The organism is Variovorax sp. GW460-12-1-14-LB1, from assembly GCF_059423605.1.
The window spans coordinates 22,845-44,603 of record NZ_JBWKYF010000006.1 but is presented as its reverse complement, the minus strand read 5'-3'; the positions used below and the strand labels follow the sequence as shown (position 1 = coordinate 44,603).

22 protein-coding genes are annotated in these 21,759 nt (G+C 68.8%); 9 read left to right on the top strand and 13 right to left on the bottom strand.

Translation table 11 applies throughout. The features are described 5' to 3' along the window. Positions 1 to 7 precede the first annotated feature (7 nt). From rnc to nagZ, 7 genes are read left to right on the top strand one after another with little or no spacing between them, the layout of a single operon-like run. A complete protein-coding gene (rnc, locus tag AC07Y4_RS04835; protein ID WP_056572447.1) occupies positions 8 to 694 on the top strand; it encodes a ribonuclease III in 687 nt (228 codons plus the stop codon). 7 nt (positions 695 to 701) lie between these two features. Further along, positions 702 to 1,667: a GTPase Era gene (era, locus tag AC07Y4_RS04830; protein ID WP_139702430.1), complete on the top strand. Its 966-nt coding sequence runs from the start codon at positions 702 to 704 to the stop codon at positions 1,665 to 1,667. 1 nt (position 1,668) lies between these two features. Next, positions 1,669 to 2,442: a DNA repair protein RecO gene (gene recO, locus AC07Y4_RS04825; RefSeq protein WP_062475523.1), complete on the top strand. Its 774-nt coding sequence runs from the start codon at positions 1,669 to 1,671 to the stop codon at positions 2,440 to 2,442. Between the two features lie 44 nt (positions 2,443 to 2,486). After that, entirely contained in the window at positions 2,487 to 3,362 is an 876-nt protein-coding gene (locus AC07Y4_RS04820; RefSeq protein WP_495274249.1) for a DUF7164 domain-containing protein, read from the top strand. Between the two features lie 26 nt (positions 3,363 to 3,388). Then, a complete protein-coding gene (locus AC07Y4_RS04815) occupies positions 3,389 to 4,162 on the top strand; it encodes a pyridoxine 5'-phosphate synthase (protein ID WP_495274248.1) in 774 nt (257 codons plus the stop codon). Continuing rightward, positions 4,159 to 4,551, top strand: a complete 393-nt coding sequence (gene acpS, locus AC07Y4_RS04810) for a holo-ACP synthase (RefSeq protein ID WP_056572075.1) — start codon at positions 4,159 to 4,161, stop codon at positions 4,549 to 4,551. Before AC07Y4_RS04815 ends, acpS begins: the two co-directional genes overlap by 4 nt. 43 nt (positions 4,552 to 4,594) lie before the next feature. Beyond that, positions 4,595 to 5,692: a beta-N-acetylhexosaminidase gene (nagZ, locus tag AC07Y4_RS04805; RefSeq protein WP_495274247.1), complete on the top strand. Its 1,098-nt coding sequence runs from the start codon at positions 4,595 to 4,597 to the stop codon at positions 5,690 to 5,692. Here the strand turns inward: nagZ and AC07Y4_RS04800 are convergent. The 3 genes from AC07Y4_RS04800 to AC07Y4_RS04790 are packed head-to-tail and all read right to left on the bottom strand — an operon-like array spanning position 5,662 to position 9,419. Continuing rightward, positions 5,662 to 7,566: a glycosyltransferase family A protein gene (locus AC07Y4_RS04800; RefSeq protein WP_495274246.1), complete on the bottom strand. Its 1,905-nt coding sequence runs from the start codon at positions 7,564 to 7,566 to the stop codon at positions 5,662 to 5,664. The genes nagZ and AC07Y4_RS04800 overlap by 31 nt on opposite strands. A gap of 19 nt (positions 7,567 to 7,585) precedes the next feature. Then, entirely contained in the window at positions 7,586 to 8,146 is a 561-nt protein-coding gene (locus tag AC07Y4_RS04795; protein ID WP_495274245.1) for a YgjP-like metallopeptidase domain-containing protein, read from the bottom strand. Positions 8,147 to 8,153: 7 nt separating this feature from the next. Then, positions 8,154 to 9,419, bottom strand: a complete 1,266-nt coding sequence (locus AC07Y4_RS04790; protein ID WP_495274244.1) for an Hsp70 family protein — start codon at positions 9,417 to 9,419, stop codon at positions 8,154 to 8,156. Between the two features lie 94 nt (positions 9,420 to 9,513). Between AC07Y4_RS04790 and AC07Y4_RS04785 the strand changes: the two genes are divergently transcribed. Further along, on the top strand, positions 9,514 to 10,848 hold the full coding sequence (locus AC07Y4_RS04785; RefSeq protein WP_495274243.1) for a galactosyl transferase GMA12/MNN10 family protein: 1,335 nt from the start codon (positions 9,514 to 9,516) through the stop codon (positions 10,846 to 10,848). A 21-nt stretch (positions 10,849 to 10,869) separates the two neighbouring features. Here AC07Y4_RS04785 and AC07Y4_RS04780 read toward each other — a convergent pair whose 3' ends face one another. The 5 genes from AC07Y4_RS04780 to AC07Y4_RS04760 all read right to left on the bottom strand — a co-directional run bounded on the left by AC07Y4_RS04780 (position 10,870) and on the right by AC07Y4_RS04760 (position 16,381). Next, the gene (locus AC07Y4_RS04780; protein ID WP_495274242.1) at positions 10,870 to 11,664 is read right to left on the bottom strand and encodes a class I SAM-dependent methyltransferase; all 795 of its coding nucleotides are present in this window, start codon (positions 11,662 to 11,664) and stop codon (positions 10,870 to 10,872) included. Between the two features lie 23 nt (positions 11,665 to 11,687). After that, on the bottom strand, positions 11,688 to 13,229 hold the full coding sequence (lysS, locus tag AC07Y4_RS04775; RefSeq protein ID WP_495274241.1) for a lysine--tRNA ligase: 1,542 nt from the start codon (positions 13,227 to 13,229) through the stop codon (positions 11,688 to 11,690). Between the two features lie 145 nt (positions 13,230 to 13,374). Next, on the bottom strand, positions 13,375 to 14,745 hold the full coding sequence (locus AC07Y4_RS04770; protein ID WP_495274240.1) for a hypothetical protein: 1,371 nt from the start codon (positions 14,743 to 14,745) through the stop codon (positions 13,375 to 13,377). A 17-nt stretch (positions 14,746 to 14,762) separates the two neighbouring features. Next, positions 14,763 to 15,386, bottom strand: a complete 624-nt coding sequence (locus tag AC07Y4_RS04765) for an LON peptidase substrate-binding domain-containing protein (RefSeq protein WP_495274239.1) — start codon at positions 15,384 to 15,386, stop codon at positions 14,763 to 14,765. A gap of 29 nt (positions 15,387 to 15,415) precedes the next feature. Beyond that, a complete protein-coding gene (locus AC07Y4_RS04760; RefSeq protein ID WP_495274238.1) occupies positions 15,416 to 16,381 on the bottom strand; it encodes a glycosyltransferase family 2 protein in 966 nt (321 codons plus the stop codon). Between the two features lie 90 nt (positions 16,382 to 16,471). On the opposite strand from AC07Y4_RS04760, the gene AC07Y4_RS04755 reads away from it, so the two are divergent. After that, complete coding sequence (locus AC07Y4_RS04755) at positions 16,472 to 17,032, top strand: YggT family protein (RefSeq protein WP_056572059.1); 561 nt, start codon at positions 16,472 to 16,474, stop codon at positions 17,030 to 17,032. Positions 17,033 to 17,110: 78 nt separating this feature from the next. On the opposite strand, the gene accD is transcribed toward AC07Y4_RS04755, so the two are convergent. From accD to truA, 5 genes are read right to left on the bottom strand one after another with little or no spacing between them, the layout of a single operon-like run. After that, positions 17,111 to 17,983: an acetyl-CoA carboxylase, carboxyltransferase subunit beta gene (accD, locus tag AC07Y4_RS04750; RefSeq protein WP_056572057.1), complete on the bottom strand. Its 873-nt coding sequence runs from the start codon at positions 17,981 to 17,983 to the stop codon at positions 17,111 to 17,113. Positions 17,984 to 18,007: 24 nt separating this feature from the next. After that, a complete protein-coding gene (gene trpA / locus AC07Y4_RS04745) occupies positions 18,008 to 18,853 on the bottom strand; it encodes a tryptophan synthase subunit alpha (protein ID WP_159275647.1) in 846 nt (281 codons plus the stop codon). Then, complete coding sequence (trpB, locus tag AC07Y4_RS04740; protein WP_495274237.1) at positions 18,853 to 20,139, bottom strand: tryptophan synthase subunit beta; 1,287 nt, start codon at positions 20,137 to 20,139, stop codon at positions 18,853 to 18,855. The genes trpA and trpB overlap by 1 nt, the downstream gene beginning before the upstream one ends. Before the next feature lie 47 nt (positions 20,140 to 20,186). Further along, on the bottom strand, positions 20,187 to 20,930 hold the full coding sequence (locus AC07Y4_RS04735) for a phosphoribosylanthranilate isomerase (RefSeq protein ID WP_495274236.1): 744 nt from the start codon (positions 20,928 to 20,930) through the stop codon (positions 20,187 to 20,189). Beyond that, complete coding sequence (gene truA, locus AC07Y4_RS04730; protein ID WP_495274235.1) at positions 20,927 to 21,751, bottom strand: tRNA pseudouridine(38-40) synthase TruA; 825 nt, start codon at positions 21,749 to 21,751, stop codon at positions 20,927 to 20,929. Before truA ends, AC07Y4_RS04735 begins: the two co-directional genes overlap by 4 nt. Positions 21,752 to 21,759: the final 8 nt, after the last annotated feature.

The following is a 21,759-nucleotide window of genomic DNA, read 5'->3' as shown; positions in this document are numbered from 1 at the left end:
CAAGAAGGTGGACGGCAGCCTCGTCGCGCTGCAGGCGCGCCTTCAGTACACGTTCTCGGACCCGCGCCTGCTCCAGCTCGCGCTCACGCACCGCAGTTTCTCGGCCGACCACAACGAGCGCCTCGAGTTTCTCGGCGACTCGGTGCTGAACCTGGCCGTCTCACACCTGCTGTACATCCGTCTCTCGGAACTGCCCGAGGGCGACCTGTCGCGCGTGCGGGCCAACCTGGTCAAGCAGGACACGCTGCACCGGCTCGCGCTGGGGCTGGCGCTGTCGCCGCTGTTGCGCCTGGGCGAAGGCGAAGCCCGATCGGGCGGCCCGAACCGGCCCTCCATCCTGGCCGACGCGCTCGAAGCGCTGATCGGCGCGGTCTACTTGGACGCCGGCTTTGCCGCCGCGCAGGCGCTGGTGCACCGGCTCTACGAGGCGGTCGAGATCAATCCGCGCATGGAAGCCGCCGCGAAAGACCCGAAGACCGAATTGCAGGAATGGCTGCAGGGCCACAAAATGAAGCTGCCGGTGTACCGCGTGGCAGCGACGCTGGGTGCAGCGCACAAGCAGACCTTCGATGTCGAGTGCGAGGTGCCCGAGCTGGGCCTTCGCGAGCGCGGCATCGGCGGCTCGCGCCGCGCCGGCGAGCAAGCTGCCGCGGCCGCCATGTTGATCCGGCTCAAGGCACGCGGCGCCGCGTGAAATCAGAATGAACGATGTAACCAATCCCGCAGCGGGACCCGAAGACACCGCAGGCGACACGCCTGCCACCGGGCCGCAGCACTGCGGCCTGATCGCCATCGTCGGCAAGCCCAATGTGGGCAAATCGACGCTGCTCAATGCGCTGGTCGGCCAGAAGATCAGCATCACCTCGCGCAAGGCGCAGACCACCCGCCACCGCATCACCGGCATGCGCACGCTGGGCGCCACGCAGTTCGTGTTCGTCGATACGCCGGGTTTTCAGACCCTGCATGCCAACGCGCTGAACAAGTCGCTCAACAAGACCGTGCAGGGCGCGGTCGGCGACGTCGACCTGATCCTGTTCGTGGTCGAGGCCGGCAGCTTCACGCCGGCCGACGAGCGCGTGCTCAAGCTGCTGGGCAAGGGCATCCCCACGGTGCTGCTGGCCAACAAGCTGGACAACGTGCACCGCCGCGGCGACATCGCGCCCTGGCTGCAGACCATGCAGGCCAAGCACAGCTTCGCGGAGTTCGTGCCGATGTCGGCCAAGAATTCGAAGGACGTCGAGCGCCTGTTCGGCATCTGCGAGAAATACCTGCCCGAGCAGCCCTGGTTCTACGACGAAGACGAGCTCACCGACCGCAGCGAGAAATTCCTCGCCGGCGAGCTGGTGCGCGAAAAGCTCTTCCGCCTCACGGGCGACGAGCTGCCCTACACCTCGACCGTCATCATCGACAAGTTCGAGGAAGAGCCGCCCCAGAAGAAGGGCCAGAAGCGCCTGCTGCGCATTGCCGCCACCATCGTGGTCGAGCGCGACGGCCACAAGGCCATGGTGATCGGCGACAAGGGCGAGCGCATCAAGCGCATCGGCATGGAAACCCGCGTCGAGCTCGAGAAGCTGGCCGACGCCAAGGTGTTCCTCGAGCTGTGGGTGAAGGTGCGCTCCGGCTGGGCTGACGACGAAGCGCGCGTCCGTTCCTTCGGCTACGAATGAAGTGGCCGCCGCTCATCGCGTTTCGCATGAACCGGCTTACGTGCTCCATCGCTACGACTGGAGCGAGTCGAGCCTGATCCTCGAGGTTTTCACCCGCCACCACGGACGCATCGCGCTCGTGGCCAAGGGGGCGAAGCGGCCGAGTTCCAATTTCCGTCCCGTGCTGCTGCCGCTGCAGCCGCTGCAGCTGAACTACGGCGGCGACGCCGAGATCCGCACGCTGAAAGGCGCCGAATGGATGGGCGGCCACGTCATGCCGACCGGCGAGGCGCTGCTCTCGGGCTACTACGTCAACGAACTGCTGCTGCGCCTGCTGGCGCGCGACGACGCGCACGAGGCGCTGTTCGACGCCTACGCCGGCGTGGTGCAGGTGCTGGCCGGCGACCATGCGGGCGCCCAGGCCGCGACGCAGGCCGCCGCGCTGCGTGCCTTCGAGTTGCTGCTGCTGCGTTCGGTCGGCCTGCTGCCCTCGCTCGACGTGCAGACGCTCACCCTGGAGCCGCTGGCGGCCCGCACGCGCTACACCCTCGTGCCCGAAGCCGGCCTGCGCCAGGCGGCCAAGGACGAGGCCGCGCTGGCCGGCGCCGACTGGCAGGTGTTGCAGAGCGTGCTCGACGACCGCACGCCGTTCACCGCCACCCTGCGCGAGGTCGCGACGATGAACGCCGGCAGCAACAGTGCCCTGCGCAATCAGCTGCGGGCCTTGCTCAACTACCATTGCGGCGTGACCACGCTGCGCACGCGGCAAATGATGAGAGATCTGCAAGCGCTCTAGCCCGGCGCATGATCGATCGAAACGCCAACCTGAGAACCGAAGCCATGCGTCTGGGTGTCCTCGTCTACGTCGACGACAAGAAAGAAATCGTCGACGAGTTCCACTGGCTGTACCGGAGCATGATCGTCTCCGGCGTCTTCGCGCGCGGCGGGGAGCTGATCGCGGTGTGCCACCCGAACGTGATCGCCCGGCTGCCCACCGACGACCGGATCGTCGTGATTCCGGGCCTGCCCTACGCCGACCAGCACGCCGAGTGGGCGGGCTACGGCTACATCAATTCGATCGCGAACCTGTGCGACCCGGCGGTGCTCGCCGTGTGCCGCAGCTACGACGCGATCCTCAAGACCGACTGCGACACCTTCGTCACGCCGGCGCTGGCCAGCTTCGAGCCGACCGGGCTGTGCTTCGGCTTCGGCGCCTACGCGTACCAGGAAGAGGTGCGCCGCAAGCTGTCCGAATGCAGCGCGCGCTGGGGCTTTCCGCATTCGGGGCTGCACAACGTGGGCGCCTCGGTGCTCGGGCCGACCGAGTTCGTGGGCAACTTCGTGCAGGCCCAGCTGGACTACTGCCACAAGCTGCTCGACGAAGAGTTTCGCGACTTCCAGGGCGAGTGGCCCGGCTGGTGCAAGAACGTGCTCACCATGTACGCCGGCGAGCTGGCACTGCGGCGCACCTACCCGCAGCGCTGCTCACTGGGCCTGCTCGACCACCTGCCGTACACCGACCGCAGGCTGGGCGGCGACGTGCTGCACATCCACGGCTGGCACACCGACCAGTACTGGTCCAAGCACCATTTCCGTGCCGGCGCCTACGACCACATGGCGCCCGGCGACATCGACAGGACGACGCTCGGCGGCTACTGTCACTGGCTTGCCGTCACCCCCACCGACGACCTTCGGGCCGGCGCGGGCGGCGAATGAACGAAGAGAAGAAAGCGATTGCGTCCATGAGCGATACCTCGTCCTCCCTCCCTCGCACCACCACGGCCCTGTCGATCAACCTCAACAAGGTCGCCCTGGTGCGCAACACGCGCCACCTCGGCATCCCCAGCGTGGTGGGCGCTGCCCAGGCCTGCCTGGCGGCGGGCGCGCAGGGCATCACCGTGCACCCGCGGCCTGACGCGCGCCACATCCGCGCGCACGACGTGAGCGACCTGTCGGAACTGCTCGCCAAGGACTGGCCGGGCATCGAGTTCAACATCGAAGGCAACCCCTTCCACAACCTGATGGACTTCGTGCGCGAGCTCAAGCCGCACCAGGCCACCTTCGTGCCCGACAGCGAGACCCAGTCGACCAGCGACCACGGCTGGAGCTTCCCGGAAGACGCCGAGCGCCTGCGCCCGTTGATCGCCGAAGCCAAGGCACTGGGCGTGCGCGTGAGCCTGTTCATGGACCCGATCCCCGAGATGATGGCCGCCGTCAAGGCCGTGGGCGCCGACCGCGTCGAGCTCTACACAGAGGGCTACGCCGCCTCGCGCGGCACGCCGCAGGAAGCCGCAGTGCTCGCGCGCTACGTGGCCGCGGCGCAGGCCGCCCACGCGGCGGGCCTGGGCGTCAACGCCGGCCACGACCTGAGCCGCGACAACCTCACGCCGTTCCTGCGTGCCGTGCGCGGCGTGCACGAGGTGTCGATCGGCCATGCCTTCGTCGCCGATGCGCTCGAACTCGGGTACGCCGCGACCACGCGCGACTACCTGCGCTGCATCGCCGACGCCGCATGATCTACGGCATCGGGACCGACATCTGCGACGTGCGCCGCATCGCGGCCACCTTCGAGCGCCAGGGCGAGCGCTTCGCCCGCCGGGTGCTGAGCGACGCCGAGTTCGCCATCTGGCAGGCCCGCGCCGCACGCTGGCCCAAGCGCGGCCTGAGTTATCTGGCCACGCGTTTTTCCGCCAAGGAGGCCTTCAGCAAGGCCATCGGCTTGGGCATGCGCATGCCGATGAGCTGGCGCCTGTGCGAGATCGCCAACCTGCGCAGCGGCAAGCCGGTGATCGTGCTGCACGGCGAGCTGAAAGACTGGTTCGAGGCGCAGGGCCTGACGGCGCACGTGACCGTCACCGACGAAACCGAGTACGCCGCCAGCTTCGTGGTGGTGGAAAAGGCCTGAAGACTCCCGGCGGCCACGCCGACCGACCGACAGACACCGAGACATGACCGACCTGAACCACGCGCCGCTCCTCATCGATGTGGCCGGCACCGAACTCACCGCCGCCGACCGCCGGCGCCTCGCGAACCCGCATGTGGGCGGCGTGATCCACTTCACCCGCAACTGGCAGGACCGCGCGCAGGTGACCGCGCTGAACGCCGAGATCAAGGCGATCCGGCCCGACCTGCTGATCTGCGTCGACCACGAAGGCGGTCGGGTGCAGCGCTTTCGCACCGACGGCTTCACGCGGCTGCCCTCGATGCGCAGCCTGGGCGAGCTGTGGATGCACGATGCCCTGCGCGCTACGCAGGTCGCCACCGCCGCCGGGCAGGTGCTGGCCGGCGAGCTGCGCGCCTGCGGTGTCGACTTCAGCTTCGCGCCGGTGCTCGATCTGGACTACGGCGGCAGCAGCGTGATCGGCGACCGCAGCTTCCACCGCGACCCGCGCGTGGTCGCGCTGCTCGCCAAGAGCGTGATGCACGGCATGCTGCAGATGGGCATGCGCAACTGCGGCAAGCACTTTCCGGGGCATGGTTTCGTGCAGGCCGATTCGCACGTCGAGATCCCGGTCGACCAGCGCAGCCTGAAGGCCATCCTGGCCGACGACGCACGGCCCTACGACTGGCTGGCGGGCACGCTCGCGGCCGTCATGCCAGCGCACGTGATCTACCCGAAGGTCGACAAGCGGCCGGCGGGCTTCTCTGAAAAATGGCTGAAGGACATCCTGCGCCAGCGCTTTGCGTTCGACGGCGCGGTGTTCAGCGACGACCTGAGCATGGAAGCCGGGCGCTACATCGACGGCCAGTTGCTGAGCTACACCGACGCCGTGCTAGCGGCCCTTGCGGCGGGTTGCGACCTGGCGCTGCTGTGCAACCAGAGCATCGGCGAAGGCCGGCCGCTGGACGAGATGCTCGACGGCTTCACCGCCGCGGCGGCCGACGGTCGCTGGCAGGGCGATGCGGCCAGCGAGGCGCGGCGCCGGTCGCTGTTGTCGGGCGGTGAAGCGCTGGGTTGGCAGGCGCTCACGGCCTCGACGCGCTACGTGCAGGCGCAACGCCTGCTGGCCGGCGCTCAGTCGCGGAAGGGCCGCACCGGCAGCTGATTCGCCGCGGGGCCGAGCAACGCGGCCACCTCGGGCGTCTCGAACAGCGATTCCAGCCAGGGCTTGTCGGCCAGGCCGGCCTGGAAGAACACCTGCAGCAGCCGCAGGGTTTCGGTGCGCAGCGCGCGTGCCAGCATTTCAGCGTCGATCCGCGGCGTGACGGTGGGCGCAAGCGCCGCGCAGGCCTGCGCCACGGTGCGCAGCAGCTGTTCGGCGAAGTCGCGCTGCGGCGGCCACAGGTGCGCGTAGAGCTGGGCGATGAGGTCGATGTCTTCCACGCGGCTGCGTGGCAGCAGATGGCGCAGCAGCGCGCGTCGCGCGCGCATGGCGAGCGACGCGGCGTGCGCGAGGTCGGCCGGCGGCGCGACGGGTGCCGCACGGTGCAGCAGCTCGGGAATGACCGCGAAGCGCGCACCGGCCACGATGCAGCGGCACAGCATCTGCAGTGCATCGTGCACAGCGAACTCGGGGTCGTGGCGCACGCCGGTGCGTTCCAGGAAGCGGCGGCGCACCAGGCAGGCCGACAGTCGCAGCGGCTCGGGGCCCAGCGCTTCGGCCACGATTTCATCGTGCCGCTGGGCGTACTTCAGCGGTCCGGCGGGCGTCTCGCTCCAGCAGCCGACGATGTCCAGGTCCGGGCAGGCGGCGAGCAGTGCGGCCTGCCGCTGCAGGCGGCCGGGCAGGGCGCGGTCGCCCGCATCGGCGAAGACGACGTGCTCGCCGGTGGCTTGTGCGAGCGCAAGGTTGCGCAGGGTGGCGCGGTCGCAGGCCATGGGCAGCGCGATCCAGCGCAGGTCGGGGGCGATGGCGCGCGCCTCGCTTTCGGCCACTGCGGGCAGGCCTGCCGCCACCACGACCAGTTCCAGCGCCACGTCGGCCTGTGCGGCCCAGTCGCGCAAGTCGTGCAGCCAGTCGTCGCGGCTGCCGTCGGGCACCACGCTGACGGTGAGGCAGACCGTCACGCGCGGCATCGCCACGGGCGGCACGCGGTCGGGCTGCTGGGCGCGCCAGGCGAAGTAGCGTTCGAGCGCGGGGCCGATGTCCGGCGGCGCGAAGGCCCGCTCGAGCGTGTCGAGCCCGTCGCGTTCGAGCTGCGCGCGGCGCGGCGCATCGGCGACCAGCGCGACCACGGTGTCGACCAGCTGGTCGTAGGGCACGCCCACCACCGCATCGCGGAAGGCGGGGTCGATCTCGCTGCCGGGGTAGAGCTCGCAGACCACGGCCTTGCGATGGCGCAGCAGGATCGACAGCCGCGGCGTCTCGACCACGCGGGATTCTTCCCAGTTGTGCAGGTTCAGCATGACCTTGGCGCGGCGCATGCGGTCTTCGCGCTCGGCCTGAGTCCAGAACCCGCCGCGCGTCATCTCGACGCGCAGGCCGCGCGCCATCAGCGCTTCCAGCACGTCGATCCGGCGCTGCGTGAACGAACCGAAGAAGCAGACGTCGATGTCGCGCTCCTCCTCGGGCAGGACTTCCGACAACGGCAGGATGCGGGCCGCGTCGGGCTCCCAGCCCAGCGGCACGTAGTCGGCGTTCTGGTAGCCGAGCTCGCGGTGGCGATGGAAGTTGGTCTTGCTGTACTCCCACAGGTAGCAGCGCGGGAGCAGGTCGAGGTAACGGTCGTTCCAGGCATGCGTGCCTTCGACCATCGGCTCGAAGTTGACGACGATGCAATTCGGGTGGAACGGCTCGAGGCTCTGCCAGGGGAAATTCCAGAAGAAGAACAGGATGTTGATCGCGCCGGGGTCGATGTTCGCCGGCGTGTAGCTCGTCGGGTAGCCCAGCCGCTCGGCCGCCAGGCGGTAGGTCCGCACGATGTCGCCGCAGACCGCGTCTTCGGACAGTGACGTGAAGTGCAGCCGTGGCAGGGTCATGGGCGACGACTGTACCGGGTCAGTCCGCGGCCCGCGCGCCCCCCGCCCCCGGCCCCCCCGGGGCGGGCGCGCCCACGGCCGCGGGCCACAGCGGCGCGCCGCCCGCCTCCAGGTGCGTCAGGTACAGGCGCAGCTCGAACTCGAAGCGGTGGTACTCGGGCTCCATGTGCGTGCACAGCGCGTAGAAGGGCTTGTCGTGGTTCTTCTCGCGCGTGTGGGCCAGCTCGTGCACGACGATCATGCGCAGCCATTCGAGCGGCACGGTCTTGAACAGGCTGGCCACGCGGATCTCGCGCTTGGTCTTGAGCTTGCTGCCCTGCACGCGCGCGATGGTGGTGTGGGTGCCCAGCGCATGGCGCACCACATGCAGCTTGTTGTCGAACACGGCCTTGGCCAGCGGCTCGGCCTTGCGCATGTACTCGCCCTTGAGCTCGCAGGCGTAGTCGTACAGCGCGCGGTCGGTGCGGATGTCGTGCAGGCCGGCGTAGCGTCCGCGCAGCAGGGCGCCGAGCTTGTCGGCCGCCATCAGCTCGCTCACCTGCGCCAGCAGCGCGGGCGGGTACGCGGACAGGTACTTCATCGGTGGCTCACCCCGCCGTGCGTGCCGAATAGGCGAGCCCCGCCGCCACGCCACCGAGCAGGTCGCCCTCGATGAGCGGCACGCCGGCGAAACTCGCGCGCAGCGCCCGCTGGAACGGGCGCAGGGCCGACGAGCCGCCGGTGAGGTAGATGGCGTCGAGGTCGCCGCTGCGCAGGCCGGCGCGCTTCACGCAGGCGTGGGCGCAGGCCACCACGTTCTCCAGCGGTGCCGCGAGCTGCTGCGCCATGTCGGCCGGCGTCAGCGCCGAGGCCAGCCCCGCCTCGATGCACGACAGGTCGATCTGCACCTCGGCGTCGCTGACCGAGCCGTTGATCTTGGCCTGCTCGACCTCGCTGGCGATGCGGTGGCCGTGGCGCTCCTCGAGCACCGTCATCAGGCGGTCGTGCAGCTGGCGGTCGCTGTAGCTGGTGCGCAGCTCGCGCGCCTGGCGCACGGCCTTCGGGGCGTAGAGCCAGTTGATCAGGTGCCAGGACGACAGCTCGAAGAACACCTTGCTGGGCACCTCGCGCCCGCTCGGGCCGAGGTGGCGCAGGCCGAGCAGCGGCATCACGCGCTCCAGGTTCAGGCGCTGGTCGAAGTCGGTGCCGCCGATGTGCACGCCGCTGGTGGCCAGCACGTCGTCGGCGCGGTCGGGGCGCGCCATGCGCTCGGGGCCCAAGCGCACCACGGTGAAGTCGGAGGTGCCGCCGCCGATGTCCACGATCAGGATCAGCGATTCGCGCGTGACGCGCTGCTCGTAGTCGAAGGCCGCGGCAATGGGCTCGTACTGGAAGGACACGTCGCGCAGGCCGGCGGCGCGCGCGGCGTGGCGCATGCTTTCCTCGGCGCGCTGGTCGCGCTTGGCGTCGTCATCGACGAAATGCACCGGGCGGCCGATGACCACGCGCTCGGGGCGCTGGCCCAGCTCGCGTTCGGCGCGCGTCACCAGCTCGTGCAGGAAGCGCGCGATGATGTCCTCGAAGCTGACCAGCCCGTCGTAGACGGCGGTTTTTTCCTGCATCAGCGGGCTGCCGAGCAGGCTCTTGAGCGAGCGCATGAGCCGGCCTTCGACGCCGGACAGGTACAGCGCGATGGCGTCGCGGCCGAAGTGCGTGCTGCGGTCCTCGGCGTTGAAGAAGAGGGCGGTCGGCAGCGTGGTGGCGCTGCCCTCGATGGGCAGCAGGCGCGCGGCCTCGCCGGGGGGGGCAAAGGAAACCGCGGAATTCGAAGTGCCGAAATCGATGCCGATGGCCGGGGTGCGTAGGGGATTCATTCAAGCAGGAAATCGGAGGGCCCAAGAGTGTAGAGGGTCGGCCGGAGCGCGCGATAGACTGCGCCCCAATGACCACCCCACCCGGACGCCGTCGATGCCGCTGTGCCTGACCTTCTTCGACCGGCTCGACGAGCCGGTGCTGCGCAACCACAGCCACTACTGCCGCCGTTTCGGCTACCCCCATGCCTGGGTGGAGAGCGAGCGCGCGGGGCATCCCGCGCTGCGCGACTGCGCGAAGTACGCCGAGATGCTGCGCCGCCTGCGCGGGCTCGACGAAGGCGACTGGCTGCTCTTTCTCGACGGCGATTCGGTGGTGTTCCACCCGGTGGCTGTCGAAACGCTCCTGGAAGGCCGCGACCTGCTCGTGGTCGACGGACCCAAGGGCCTGCCGCTGTGCAACCTGATGATCCTGCGCAACACGGCGGCCAACCGCGCGCTGCTGCATGCGCTCATCCGGGCGGCGAGCCAGGTCGTCGCGCGCGTCACGCCCCGCCTCGACGCCGCGGCGTTGCTGCGTCCGGCCGGCATGCTGCCGTGCAACGGGCTCATCGGCGACTGCTACGTGAACGTCTCGTGGCGCATCGCGAACTGGTTCACCGCCCGCATCTTCGTGGTGCACCTGGCGCCCCTGGTGGAGCTGGATGCCGAAGGTCGCGTGCTGGATGAGCTGCTGCACGACGCGAACCTGCAGCGCCTGCTGGTGCGCCGGGTGAATGCGGCGTTGACCGACGGCGAGCCCGTGCTGCCACCGCCGGCCTACCCGGCGATCTCGGAAGACGCCTATTCATGCGTCAACCCGCAGGCGCCCATCGCCTTCGTCACGCTCTACACGCACCACATCAACGACTACGCGCGCGTGTCGGAGCACAACGTGCGGCGCTACTGCGAGCGGCACGGGTACGGCTACCACGTCTACCGCGCCATCCCGGGCGAACTCGATCCGTCGATCAGCGGCGCCTGGGTGAAGAGCTGGCTTGTGAAGCGGCATCTCGCGCAGCACCAGTGGGTGGTTTGGATCGACGCCGACACCCTGTTCGTCAACCAGGCCCAACGCATCGAGCCGCTGCTCGAAGGTTGCGACCTGCTGTTCGCCAAGGACATCGGCGCGTGGGACGTCAACTCGGGCGTGATGGGGTTCCGCCACACCGAGCGCAACCTCGAACTGCTCACGCAATTGTGGGAGCGCATCACCGGCGTCGACGACAAATCGACCGTGTACGCCAGCCAGGGCGACCAGTACTACACGAACGTGGTGCTGGGCGAGCACGGCCTGATCGGTGACGCGGTCGTGACTGACCTGCTGAGCATCAACACGCCGCCACACCTGGCAGGCGACGACAGCCTGCTGGTGCACTTCGTGGGGCTCGGGGAGCCCTACCGGTCGGTGTACATGGCGGACGTTGACGCGCGCTCCAAGCGCCTGGGCTGAGCGGGCGGCACGCGCCGCGCTTCAGCCGCCGAAGGTGTAGGTCGTCGGGTAGCTGTTCGACGCCATCTCGCGCTCGCTGTCGTCGCGGAAGTCGCCGTGGTGCGGGCTGAGCAGGTAGAGGTTGCGATCGGCGCACAGCCGCGCCAGGTCGTCGGCCGATGCGACCTGCAGCGAGAGCCCGCCCAGCGTCAGCACCAGGGGGAAGGGCTCTGCCTGGTGGCGCTCGTAGATGCCGCGGCCTTCGCCGAGGTAGTCGAGCCGGTGGTCGATCACGCGAAAGCCCGTCTGGTAGAACATCTTGCGCGCGTCGAAGTCCGTGAAGAAGCGCAGGTGCGTGAAGTCGAGCAGGCCCCAGTGGGTGTAGTGCCAATGCCCGCGCATGGCGTCGTACAGCATCGGCAGGTTGGACGCGTTCGGCAGGCTGACCAATATTTGCGCATCCGGCGCGACGATGCGCTTCAGGCCGCTGAGCAGCTGCCACGGATTGACGAGGTGCTCGAGCACGTCGAACAGGCACACGAGGTCGAAGGGGCGCGTGAGCCCCATCGCGGCGAAGTCGACGGTTTCCACGTCCTGTTCGACGACCTTGTCGAAATGCGCGCGTGCCACCTGCGCCGCCGAGGCGTTGAACTCGCAGCCCCAGAGCTCGCAGCCGGGGTGGCGCCGGCGCAGTTCGTGGCCCACGCCACCGGAGCCGCACCCGATGTCGAGGGCGACCGTGGGAGGACGCTGGATCATGTCCAGGCACTCGGGCCTGGGGTTGAACGGGTAGACGTATTCCTTCTTGTCGCGGTCTTGCCAGAGAAAGTCGGTCACGGACAGCGTCCCCGTCGGGTGGGTCAGCCTTCCCGGCGCAGCGCCGGGAACAGGATCACGTCGCGGATGCTCGGCGAATCGGTCAGCAGCATCATCAGGCGGTCGATGCCGATGCCGCAGCCGCCGGTGGGCGGCATGCCGTATTCGAGGGCGCGTACGAAGTCGTGGTCGTAGAACATGGCTTCGTCGTCGCCGCTGTCCTTGGCGGCCACCTGCGCGTTGAAGCGCGCGGCCTGGTCTTCGGCGTCGTTCAGCTCGCTGAAGCCGTTGCCGAATTCGCGGCCGGTGATGTACAGCTCGAAACGCTCGGTGACCTCGGGGCGCTCGTCGTTGGCGCGTGCCAGCGGCGAGATCTCGGTCGGGTGCTCCATGATGAAGGTCGGCTGCCAGAGCTTCTCTTCGACGGTCTCCTCGAAGTACATCACCTGCAGGCTGGCGAGGCTGCGCTGCGAGAGCTTGTCCTTTTCTTCGCTCAGGCCGAGCTTGCGCAGGGCGTTGATGAGCCAGGCGGTGTCGTCCACGCCATCACCGGCATCGGTGTGCTTGAGGATCGCTTCGCGGATCGTCAGGCGCTCGAAGGGCTGCGTCAGGTCGACGGCCTTGCCGCCGTAGGTGAGCTGCTGCGTGCCCACGGCCTTGTCGGCGATGGTGCGGATCAGCGTCTCGGTGAAGTCCATCAGGTCGCGGTAGTTCCAGTAGGCCGCGTAGAACTCCATCATCGTGAACTCGGGGTTGTGCCGCACCGAGATGCCCTCGTTGCGGTAGCTCCGGTTGATCTCGAACACGCGCTCGAAGCCGCCGACGATCAGGCGCTTGAGGTACAGCTCGGGCGCGATGCGCAGGAACATTTCCTGGTCGAGTGCGTTGTGGTGTGTCTTGAAGGGCTTGGCATTCGCGCCGCCCGGAATGGGGTGCAGCATGGGCGTCTCGACCTCGAGGAAGTCGTTGGCCACCATGAACTCGCGCAGCGCGCTCACGGCCTTGCTGCGCGCGGTGAAGCGCACGCGGGCCGACTCGTCGGTGATCAGGTCGACATAGCGCTGGCGGTACTTCTGCTCCTGGTCGGACATGCCGTGGAACTTGTCAGGCAGCGGACGCAGGCTCTTGGTGAGCAGGCGCAGGCGGCTGACCTTGATCGACAGTTCGCCGGTCTTGGTCTTCATGAGCGAGCCTTCGGCACCGAGGATGTCGCCGAGGTCCCAGCGCTTGAAGTCGGCATACGCCTCTTCGCCGATGGCGTCGCGCGTCACGTACAGCTGGATGCGGCCGGTGGCGTCCTGCACGGTCGCGAAGCTGGCCTTGCCCATCACGCGCTTGAGCATCATGCGGCCGGCCACGCTGACGGCGACGGCCTGTGCTTCCAGGGCTTCCGGCTCGGTGCCGCCGTGCTGCTCGACCAGCGCCGCGGCGCGGTGGCCGGGCTTGAAGTCGTTCGGGAACGCGACCCCCTTGCCTTCGGTCTGCGCCGTGCGCAGCAGCTTGAGCTTTTCGCGGCGTTCGACGATGAGCTGGTTGTCGTCGGCCGTGGACGTGGGAGAAGAGGAGGGCAGTTGTTCGTCGGACATGGGAGGCGTGTGGGGGCGCAGCAAGAAGAGGAGGGTGTGCGCGGGCCGTGCATTTTAGCCCATCGGCCTTGAGCGGAATCGGCCTGAAGCGCCCGTCAGTTCTGTGAGAGTTGCTATCAAAAGTAGAGCTTGACCCTCAGCGTTTTCAGCCGTTCGGCGGTGTCGCGGCGTCTGGCGTGCCGGCGTGGCGGTGCGCGATCCGTTGGGCGTCGTGCTGCATCACCAGCGTGCGCAGGCGATCCGGGTAGCCCATGTAGTGCAGCATGAAGCTGTCGCCGTCGTACAGCGCGGGGTGCGAATTGAAGGACACGCCGTCGGAACGCGGCATGGCCGCGTCGCCGCCGGCCTCGGCCCAGGCGGCGACGAAGAAGGCCTGGTCGCCGCCCGAGGCGTAGACGCCGCGCTTGTCCTGCACGGCGTCGATGAGCGCCTGCACGCGCTGCAGGTAGGCGATGCAGGCCGGCGTGTTCGAGAACACCATGAAGCCGCTGTTGAATTCGTAGCCCGACACGTCGCGCGCCAGCGCCACCGGCCGGCCGCGCAGCAGGGAGGCCAGCGTCCGTGCACGGTCGTGGATGAGGATGTCGGCGTCGACCCACGCGACCTGTTCGTGTTCGGCCAGGTGCTTGAGCAGCAGCCGGGGCTTGATCCAGTTGCCGGCCACGCGGCCCCGCAGGTCGGCGGGCAGGTCGCGGTAGACGTGGTGGGTGTGGCCGTGGTGGTCGGCGTACGCGGCGATGTTGCGCTCCGACAGCGTGGCATAGCCGGCGATGTTGGGCGTGTAGCTGGTCAGCAAGGCGACGGGGCGGCCGGGGTTGCGCACGTCGTAGTCCGGCTGGCCCGTGGGGGTCGGCGGCAGGTCGTCGTAGAGCTGGCCGTCGCGTGCCAGCACCGCGTTCAGGTGCGCGACGAAGAGGCTCCGCACCCGCATGTCCTGGACATCGATGTGGACCGCGGGGTTGAACGAGAGCACGAAGGCCGAGACCTCGGGCAGGTAGTGGCCGAAGCGCGCGAACAGCAGGTTGGGGTAGTGCCGGCCGTCGATGAGCTGGTGGTGCGGATGGGCCGCCAAGCCTTCGAGCTCCCGGTGCGCCCAGCGGTCGGTGCCTGCGTCGGGCGCGATGCGCAGGCGCTCGAGCACGGACGCGACCAGGGCCGTCGCCTCGGGGCCCGCGCGCAGCATGAAGCAGCTGCCTTCGGGGCGGTGGTGGTGCTCGTTCTCGGCGATCCAGTAGGGCGCGTCGCCGATCACGGCGGGGGCCGGCAGGGGCGCGAGAAAGGCCGCGTCGTCGTCCGCGAAGACCAGCAGCGTGCCGTCGGGCGCATCGGCAAGCGCGGCGCTCACCACGCTGTACTTGTAGACCAGCAGCGTGCGCGCGCTGTTGTGCGGCGTGCCGATGGCGTGCAGGCGGTGCGCGTAGCCCCAGCGGGCGCAGTAGGCGCGGTGGTTGTCTGCGAAGGCCTCCGCGCCCGCGCGCAGCAGGATCGAGTGGAAGCGGACCGGCGCCGGGCTCATCTCGCGGCGGGCCGTGTCTAGTCGGTGATGCCGGTGCGCGCCAGCAGGTCGCTCACCAGCTCCAGCCGCATCAGCGGGCTGTCGAGTTCCATCAGCCGCTGCTTCAGCTCGACCTGCATCGGCACCAGCTCGCACCAGCGGTTGGCCACCCACCCGCAGTCGTCGAGGCGATAGGGCGCGCCGATCGGCAGGCGCACCGTGTCGCCCTGTGCGTGGCGGCGCTCTTCGAGGGTGTCGATCAGGCGGCGCAGCGCGGTGGCGGTGTGGCGCAGGTCGTCGGGAATTTCGAGGTCGACATCGTCGGCGACGGCGTCGACCTCGGCGATCCACAGGCCGTGCTTCTGCAGCTCGCTGCTGCGCACGCGAAAGCGCTGCGTGCCGACGCATTCGATCTGCAGCAGGCCGCTTTGCAGCGCGTCGAAGGTGCGGATGTCGGCGAGCGTGCCGACGGCGGCAAAGCTTTCGGCTTCGGCGCCGGCCTTGCGCACCTCGGCGCCGCTCGTCAGGCTGACGACGCCGAACGGGGTGCCGGCCTTGCGGCACTTGCCGACCATGTCGAGGTAGCGGACCTCGAAGACACGCAGCGGCAGCAGGCCGCCGGGAAACAGGACCGTACCGAGCGGAAAGAGAGGAATGCGCACGTTGAAAAGGGCCGGGCCAGTCGCCGCGGTCAGCTGGGTTGAAGGATCAGGTTGAGGACGGTCGCGTGTTCGGGCCGCAGTATCCCCTGTGTCTGGAACGCGTGGCGCGCGTGATTGAGCAGGTTCAGGATCGACTGCTGGCACTCGCCGGCGCTCTGGCCCCAGCGCGTGTCGACCTCGGACAGGGCGCTGTGCGCCGCGCGATGCAGGTCGACCAGGTGGGCCAGCGTCTGGGGCATGTCGCCGGGGTTGCGGTACAGCGTGAGCAGCTGTTCGCACTCGCGGCCCCGCAGGCGCGGGAAGACCAGCGGCAGCAGGCGCCGGTAGATGCGGTCTTTCGAGGCGTAGAGCCGGTCGCGCGGCAAGGTGCGGGAGGTCATGCCCGGGTGGATGCGGTAGCGCGTCAGCGGCTCGGGCAGGTTCGCGAAGCGCGCGCCGTGCAGCATGCAGTCGACCCAGAACCCGAGGTCGTCGACGGCGTAGAGGTTGGGGTCGAACTGCAGCCCGTGCGCGCGGTAGAAGTCCAGGCGCCCGGTCGTGCTCTGGTTCGCGAGGTAGTCGTAGCCCTCCACCATGCGGGCCTTGATCGTCGCGTCGTCCAGCGGCAGGCCGGTGACGCCGGCCTGGTCCTGGAAGTGCTCGAGCTGGCTGCCGACGACGGTGACCGACGGGTTGCTTTGCAGGAACGCGACCTGCTTGGCGAAGCGCTCCGGCGTGGCGCAGTCGTCGTGGTCGACGCGCGCCAAGTAGGTGCCCCGGGCCATCGCCATCGCGAGGTTCATGTTGGCCGGCAGGCCGACGTTGCAGGCGTTGCGGTGCCGCCGGATGCGCGGGTCGTCGAAGGCCGCCAGGCGCTCCCAGGTGCCGTCGGTGCTGGCGTCGTCCATGACCAGCAGCTCGAAGTCGGTGAAGGTCTGTGCTTGCAGCGACTGCAGCGTCTCGATGAGGAACTCGCCGCTGTTGAAGGTGGGGAGCACGACGCTGAGCAAAGGCATGGGGTTCCGTAGGGCGGTGTGGCCGGGGGCGAGGCTTGTGGTCCAGAATCGGAGCAGTCGCGCGCGTGCGCACCTCCCTGCCCATCCGACATGTTGTACCAGATACCCTCGTTTCTTCTCGACGTGATCGTCGGCCTGCTCGGCGGCGCCTGCCTGCTGCGCCTGTACATGCAGTACCACCGCGTGCCCTTCGGCAATCCGCTGGGGCGTTTCGTGTTCGCCATCACCGACTGGATCGTGCTGCCGCTGCGGCGCATCGTGCCCGCGGTGAAGCGCTGGGACCTCGCGAGCCTGATCGCGGCCTGGCTGCTGGTGATGCTCAAGTTCCTGGTGCTGTGGCTGCTGGCCGGCAGCCTGGCGCGGATCACGGCTCTGCCGTTGGTGTCGCTGGTCGGCCTGCTGCAGCTGGCGGTGTCGGGCCTGACGGCGCTGCTGGTGGTGTATGCGGTGCTGTCGTGGATTCCCGGCGCCTCGCCGATGCTGCTCGACCTGATCTCGCGTCTGGCCGAGCCGCTGGTGCGGCCCTTCCGCCGCTTCATTCCGCTGATCGGTGGCGTCGACCTGTCGCCGCTGGCCGCCATCGTGGTGCTGCAGGTGGTGGCGATCGTGCTGGGCAACCTGCTGGTCTTCGCGTTCCGGCTCGGCGCCTGACGCGTCGGGGTACCCCAGACAACAAAACGCCCGCACCGCCTTTCGGCGTGCGGGCGTACAGGCCTGGGCCTGAAACGGTCAGAGCACCGCGTCGGCCGGCTGACGCAGCAGCATGGCCAGCGTGCTGGCGATGGTCTTGCGCAGTTCGCGGCGGTCGCTGATGAAGTCGATCGCGCCCTTGGTCTGCAGGAACTCGGCGCGCTGGAAGCCTTCGGGCAGCGTCACGCGCACGGTCGATTCGATCACGCGCGGGCCGGCAAAGCCGATCAGCGCCTTGGGCTCGGCGATCACCACGTCGCCCACGAAGGCGAAGCCGGCGCTCACGCCGCCCATGGTCGGGTCGGTCAGCACGCTGATGTAGGGCAGGCCCTTCTTCGCCAGGCGCGTGAGCGCGGCGTTGGTCTTGGCCATCTGCATCAGCGAGAGCAGGCCTTCCTGCATGCGCGCGCCACCGGTGGCGGTGAAGCAGATGAAGGGCACCTTCTGCTCGATGGCGGTCTCGACGCCGCGCACGAAGCGCTCGCCGACCACGCTGCCCATGGAACCGCCCATGAACTCGAACTCGAAGCAGGCCACGACCACGCTGATGCTGTGGACCGAGCCGCCCATGACGACCAGCGCGTCGGTCTCGCCGGTGTTCTCCAGCGCTTCTTTCAGGCGCTCGGGGTACTTGCGGCTGTCCTTGAACTTCAGGGCGTCGACCGGCAGCACTTCCTGACCGACTTCGTAGCGGCCTTCGGCGTCCAGGAAGGCATCGAGCCGGGCGCGGGCGCCGATGCGGTGGTGGTGGCTGCAGCTCGGGCAGACGTTCTGGTTGTGCTCGAGGTCGGTCTTGTACAGAACGGTCTCGCAGGCCGGGCATTTGATCCACAGGCCCTCGGGCACCTGGCGGCGCTCGGACGGGTCGGTTTGTGCGATCTTGGCGGGTAGCAGTTTTTCAAGCCAGCTCATGGGGGCTCCTTGTGAGGGCAGTGATTATCGACCAGCCGCGTTCTTGGCCGTGGCGGCCGGCAGCGCGTCGAGCGCCTCCCGGATGCCGGCCAGGAATTCGCGCACCGTGGGCACCACGTTGTCGCGGGGCTGGTCTTCGATGAGTTGAATGATCTTCGTGCCGATGACCACGGCGTCCGCCGCCGAGCCGATGGCCTGCGCCGTGCGCGCATCGCGGATGCCGAAGCCCACGCCGACGGGGATGCTCACGTGCTCGCGGATGCGCGGGATCATGCGCCCGACCGCCTCGGTGTCGAGATGGCCGGCGCCGGTCACGCCCTTGAGCGACACGTAGTACACGTAGCCGCTCGCGATGCGCGCCACCTGCGCCATGCGCTCGGGGGTGCTGGTGGGGGCCAGCAGGAAGATCAGGTCGATGCCGGCGGCTTTCAGGTCGGCGGCGAAGTCCTCGCACTCCTCGGGCGGGTAGTCGACGACCAGCAGGCCATCGACGCCGGCCGCGGCCGCGTCGCGGATGAAGGCCTTCTTGCCGTGCACGAGGTCGTAGCGCTCGACCGGGTTGGCGTAGCCCATGAGCACGACCGGCGTGGTCGTGTCTTTGGCGCGAAAGGCGGCCACCATGGCGAGCACCTGCTTCATGCCGACGCCCAGCGCCAGCGCGGCCTCGCCGGCCTTCTGGATCACGGGGCCGTCGGCCATCGGGTCGGAGAAGGGCACGCCCAGCTCGATCACGTCGGCACCCGCCTCGACCATGCCGTGCATGAGCTCGGGCGTGATGTCGGCGAAGGGGAAACCGGCGGTGACGTAAGGGATCAGCGCGCGACGGCCTTGCGTTTGCAGGGCCTGGAACTTGGCAGCAATGCGGCTCATCACTTGCCTCCCTTCACGCTCAGACCGCGCATCGAGGGGCGGTCGTAGAAATCGACACCCGACAGGTCGGCGACGGTGCCGATGTCCTTGTCGCCGCGGCCCGAGAGGTTCACGAGGATGGACTGGTCGGGGCGCATGGTCTTGGCGAGCTTCAGGGCGTAGGCCATGGCGTGGCTGGATTCGAGCGCGGGAATGATGCCCTCCGTGCGGCACAGGTAGTGGAAGGCTTCGAGCGCCTCGACGTCGGTGATGCCGACGTACTCGGCGCGGCCGATGTCGGCCAGGTAGGCGTGCTCGGGGCCCACGCCCGGGTAGTCGAGGCCGGCGCTGACGCTGTGCGTCTCGGTGATCTGGCCGTCGTCGTTCTGCAGCAGGTAGGTGCGGTTGCCGTGCAGCACGCCGGGGCTGCCGCGCAGGATCGAGGCGGCGTGCTTGCCGCTGTCCAGGCCTTCACCGGCCGCCTCCACGCCGATGAGGCGCGTGCCCGCGAACGGGATGTAGGGGTGGAAGATGCCGATCGCATTGCTGCCGCCACCCACGCAGGCGACCACCACGTCGGGCTGCTTGCCCTCGGCTTCACCGGTGATGCCGTCGGCCGCCAGCATGGCGGGCATCTGTTCGATGCACTCGGTGCCGATCACGCTCTGGAAGTCGCGCACCATCGTCGGGTAGGGGTGCGGGCCCGCCACCGTGCCGATGATGTAGAAGGTGTTCTCGACGTTGGTGACCCAGTCGCGCATGGCCTCATTGAGCGCGTCCTTCAGCGTCTTGCTGCCGGATTCGACGGGCACGACGGTCGCGCCCAGCAGGTTCATGCGGTAGACGTTGGGGCTTTGGCGCTTCACGTCCTGGCTGCCCATGTAGACCACGCATTCGAGGCCGTAGCGCGCGCAGATGGTGGCCGTGGCCACGCCGTGCTGGCCGGCACCGGTCTCGGCGATCACGCGGGGCTTGCCCATGCGGCGCGCGAGCATCGCCTGGCCGATCACGTTGTTGATCTTGTGGGCGCCGGTGTGGTTGAGGTCTTCGCGCTTCAGGTAGATCTGCGCGCCGCCCATTTCGCGGCTGGTGCGCGCGGCATGGTAGATCGGCGAGGGGCGGCCGACGAAGTGCTTCAGCTCGTAGTGGAACTCGGCCAGGAAGGCCGGGTCGTCCTTGAACTTCGCATACGCGTCGCGCAGTTCGTTGATCGCGTGGGTGAGCGTTTCGCTCGCGAAGGTGCCGCCGTAGGGGCCGAAGTGGCCGCTGGCGTCGGGTTGCTGGTAGTCCTGGAATTGGCTTTGCATGGTTCTCGATCGATGGGCCGCAGCCCGAATGCGATCGGGTGCGGCGGCTAACTGGAGAAGGACGAAGCGTCGGCGGCCGAGGCTTTGACAGTGTTCGCCGCATCTGCGGCTCTCACGGCGGCGACGAATGCCCGGATCTTTCCGGCGTCCTTGAGGCCCTTGTGCCCGGGACCGTCGATTTCAACGCCCGAGCTCACATCAACGGACAGCGTCTTGCAGCGCGTCCGCAGGCTGTGAATGCCATCGCTCACGTTTGCATGTGTGAGCCCACCACTCAAGACGAGGTGAGCGTCGACGGCGGGTGGAAGAAGTGACCAATCGAAAGCCTTGCCGCCTCCGCCATAACCTTCGACATGGGCGTCGAGCAGGATGGCCTGGGCGCGGGAGTAATCGGACGCGTATTTTACGAGGTCGAAGCCGGCCCCGGCAGCCCCCAGCGGAATCCGGGCGGCGCGCATGTAACGAAAGCGTCCCGGGCCGGTGGCTTCCTCGCACTGTTCGGGCGTTTCTTCCCCGTGGAACTGGGCGATGGCGCCTTTCACGCGGGCCAGGGAGGCCAGGACTTCGGGAGTGTCCGCGTTCACGAACAGCAGCACGGGCGTGATGAAGGGCGGCAGGCGCGAGGCCAGTTCGGCGGCGCGCTCGACGCTCACGGCGCGCGGGCTCTTCGGGTAGAGCACGAAACCGATCGCGTCGGCACCGGCCTCGACCGCCGCGTCCACATCGGCCTCACGCGTGAGGCCACAGATCTTGATGCGCGTGCGTGGGGCGAGAGGAGCAGGGGATGTCATGGCGGGCCATCATACGAAGCCCGCTCGCCCTGGAACGTGGCCTCGGCCGGCAGACCCCACTTGGCGTCGTACAACGGGCCGAGAAAGTACAGGCCATCGGCGGAGAAGGTGGGCGCGGCCACCTTGCGGCTGCGCGCCTCGAGCACCTCGGTGATCCATTCGGGCCGCTCGTCGCCGCGGCCGATGCGCACCAGGCTGCCCATCAGGTTGCGGATCATGTGGTGCAGGAAGGCGTCGGCCTCGAACTCGAAATGCCAGCGGCAGCGTTCGCCATCGCCCACGCGGGTGATCTCGAGGCGCCGCAGGTCCTTGACCGGCGAGAGGGCCTGGCAGGCCGAAGCGCGGAACGAGCTGAAATCGTGCCGGCCGACCAGCAGGGCCGCCGCGGCGCGCATCGCATCGCCGTCGAGCGGGTACATCGACCAGCCGACCCGGCCCGCATCGAGGCTGGGCCGCACGGGCGACTGCGAGAGCACGTAGACGTAGCGACGCGCCAGGGCACTGGCGCGGCAATGGAATTCGTCGGGCACCGGGTGCGCCCACTGCACCGCGATGTCGTTGGGCAGGTAGCGGTTGGTGCCGCGCATCCAGGAGAACGGATCGCGTTCGACGTCGGTGTCGAAGTGCACCACCTGCATCAGCCCGTGCACACCGGCGTCGGTGCGGCCGGCGCACAGCGTGCTGACCCGGCTGCCGGCGGGCAGGCCGGCGAACTTCGCGAGGGCGGCTTCGAGCTTGTCCTGCACCGTGCGGCCCGAGCGCTGGCTCTGCCAGCCCTCGTATGCCTGGCCGTTGTAGCGGATGCCGAGTGCCAGCCTCACGAAGCGAT